Annotated in this window: 4 protein-coding genes; all 4 read left to right on the top strand. The window is 63.0% G+C overall.

Annotated features, from left to right (window positions below; genetic code table 11):
- Positions 1-248, top strand: a 248-nt coding sequence (locus AC5JJ6_RS07165) for a hypothetical protein (protein ID WP_496041374.1), incomplete at its 5' end; no start/stop codon positions are given.
- 89 nt (positions 249-337) lie between these two features.
- Positions 338-781, top strand: coding sequence for a CBS domain-containing protein (locus tag AC5JJ6_RS07170; protein WP_496041375.1), 444 nt, complete (start codon positions 338-340; stop codon positions 779-781).
- 149 nt (positions 782-930) lie between these two features.
- Positions 931-2,430: a Ppx/GppA phosphatase family protein gene (locus tag AC5JJ6_RS07175; protein WP_496041376.1), complete on the top strand. Its 1,500-nt coding sequence runs from the start codon at positions 931-933 to the stop codon at positions 2,428-2,430.
- Between the two features lie 182 nt (positions 2,431-2,612).
- On the top strand, positions 2,613-2,786 hold the full coding sequence (locus AC5JJ6_RS07180) for a hypothetical protein (RefSeq protein WP_496041377.1): 174 nt from the start codon (positions 2,613-2,615) through the stop codon (positions 2,784-2,786).
- Positions 2,787-2,879 lie beyond the last annotated feature (93 nt).

A 2,879-nucleotide genomic window follows, 5' to 3' on the forward strand; every position in this document is an offset into this window, starting at 1 on the left:
CAACCCCCATGCCGCCGGTTGCGGCGGAGTCGGCGCGGCAGCCTGACGAGAGCGGTCGAGCCCTGGAATATCCGGTCGCGCTTGCAAGCTTTTTAGCAACAAAGTCAATTGCCGTAGGCCCTATGACGATGGTAAAGTTCTCAAATGGGTTAATTCGTTGCACGTCGCCAACCCTGGCATCCGGCGGCGTCAAGGGCAAGGACCCGAATATGGCCGGCGTCGAGCACGGCCAGCATAAGACCGCCTGATACAACCTGAAATCTGCTGCTCTAGAAGTCGAACCGACCAACGAGTGCCGTTACCGCATATCGCGGTATCAACGCCAATGGGGGAAGACATGACCAGCGTTTCCGACCTGCTGAAACACAAGGGCCACACCATCGTCTCCATCGCGCCTTCCGAGAGCTTGGAGAGCGCCGCGCGCCTGCTGACTGAAAAGAGGATCGGCGCCGTCGTGGTGCTCGACCGCCGGGGCAAGCTGTCCGGCATCCTCTCCGAACGCGACATCGTCAGGGCGATTGCCGACAGGGGGCTGGCGGCGGCCCTGGCGATGCGGGTCGAGGACATGATGACGAAGGAGGTCAGGACCTGCCAGCCGTCGGAGCCGGTCAAGGATCTGATGAAGATGATGACGTTGCGCCGTCACCGCCATGTGCCGGTCGTCGATGCCTCGGGCGAGCTGGTCGGCGTCGTATCCATCGGCGATGCGGTCAAGGCGCGGCTGGATGAGCAGGCCAGCGAAGTGGCCGTGCTGCGCGACCTGAACCTGAGCCATGTCTGACACTGGGCTGTCCCGGTGCGCGGCCAACGGCGCGGAAAAGTGGTGCTGCGGCAAATAACACCGGGTTAAGGAGCAAACCCGCGCTTTCCGAGTTGATGGGTGGTCTATGTAATCAAGAATTTGGGCCAGTCATGAATTCGGAGGGAACGATGCTCGATCCGGAACGGGTACTTGCAGTAAACCACACCCACTACGGCGTGATCGATATCGGCTCCAACTCCGTCCGTCTGGTCGTCTACAACGACCTGAGCCGGGCACCTCTGCCCCGCTTTAACGAGAAGTCGCTGTGCGCGCTGGGTACGGGGCTGGATCGAACCGGGGAACTGGCGTCCGGCCCGATGGCCTGCACGGTGCGGGCGGTCCATCGCTTCTGCGCGATCGCGGAGGCGATGGGCGTCAGCCGGCTCGACATCATCGCAACGGAAGCGGTACGCCGTGCCAGCAACGGCAAAGACCTTATCACGGCGATCAAGAAACGGAGCGGCCGCGATATCCAGATCCTCAGCGGAGCGGAAGAGGCGCACTATGCGACGCTTGGCGTAATTTCCGGGTTCTACCGGCCCAAGGGACTTGTCGGTGACATGGGCGGCGGCAGCCTGGAGGTTGCCGAAGCGCTGGAGGACCATGTCGGCGAACGTTCGGTCAGCCTGCCGCTGGGGGCGTTGCCGGTCGAATCGATGATGCAGGAGTTGGGCGACGGCGCCAAGCGCCGGATCGACGAGATCATGAAGGACCAGTTGCCGCCGCTGCTCACCAAGCCGGTGTTCCATGCCGTCGGCGGCGGCTGGCGGGCATTGGCCCGCGCGCATATGGAAGCGATCGACGCACCGCTGAAGGTGGCCCACGGCTACGATGTCGATGCGGCGGAGTTGCGGGACTTCGCCAAGTCGGTCTGGAAGATGTCGCCGGAAAAGCTGACCGATCTGCCCGGCGTTTCGTCGCGGCGCTCGTCCACGATCGCGGCGGCGGCGCTGGTGATGGACAGGCTGCTCAAGAACCTTCGGCCGGAGCGGGTCGTCTTCTCTGCCCTGGGATTGCGGGAGGGCTGGCTGTATTCCCAACTGACGCCCGAGGAGCAGTATTGCGATCCGCTTATCGAAGGCGCCCAGGCATTCGGACTTCCCACGGCGCGGGTGCCCGGCTTCGCCCCAGCCCTGGTACGCTGGACCGACCAGCTTTTCCCGGACGAGACGAATGAGGAAAGACGGCTGAGGGAGGCGACCTGCGCGCTGTCCGACATAGCCTGGGCCGACCATGCCGACGTCAAGGCACAGGAATGTTTCCGGCGGATCGTCCACTTCCCGTTCATCGGCCTCACCCATCCGGAACGCGTCTTCATCGGCGCCGCTCTCCACGCCCGGCATGCCGGCAAGCCGGACGATCCGGCGATCCAGAAGGAACTGGCGCTGATAACGCCGAGCATCCACCGGCGCGCCCAGATTCTCGGCCGTGCCCTTCAGCTTGGCCACCGCTTCTCGGGCAGCGTTCCGGCCATCCTCGACTCAGCACGCCTCCGCATCACGACGGATGCCGTGCGGCTGGAAGTGGCGGATGGCGCCGAAGATATCCCGGACAGCGAGGCGGTCCAGGCCCGTATGAAGCAGTTGGCCAAGATCCTCGGCGTCCCCAAAACGGAGTTCGCTGCCTGACTGCTGTCCCCTTTTTGCACATCGGACGCATGCGAGCCATGCGCCGGTGTGGCTTCCAATTTACGAGTTAGTAACGATACTAATGTTACTATGCTGCACCGCACAATGAACCGGGTTTCAGCCCAGCCTTGTGGGTGTCGAGGGAAGGAAGCGCCGCCCCTTAAGTTTTGTGGAGCGGACAAATGTCAGTCTATAGCGAATATCTCGATCACGTCGGCGCAAGCCATTCCCAGCCCAAAGCCGGCCGGGTGACCAGCATTCACAAATCCACCAGTTACCTGAAGACCGGGCTTCTGATGCGGGCCGTCATCTGCCTCGCCTTCGTCGGGGCCGGCGCCGTGTTCTCGCTGGTCTGATCCCAAGAGCCGAAGATTTCAACCGATGAAGACGCTCCTGCCGTAGGTCGGTCTAAAGCGAAGCGGCAGCCGACATAGACGCGCCTGCTTGTC

Source organism: Skermanella sp. (assembly GCF_059503625.1).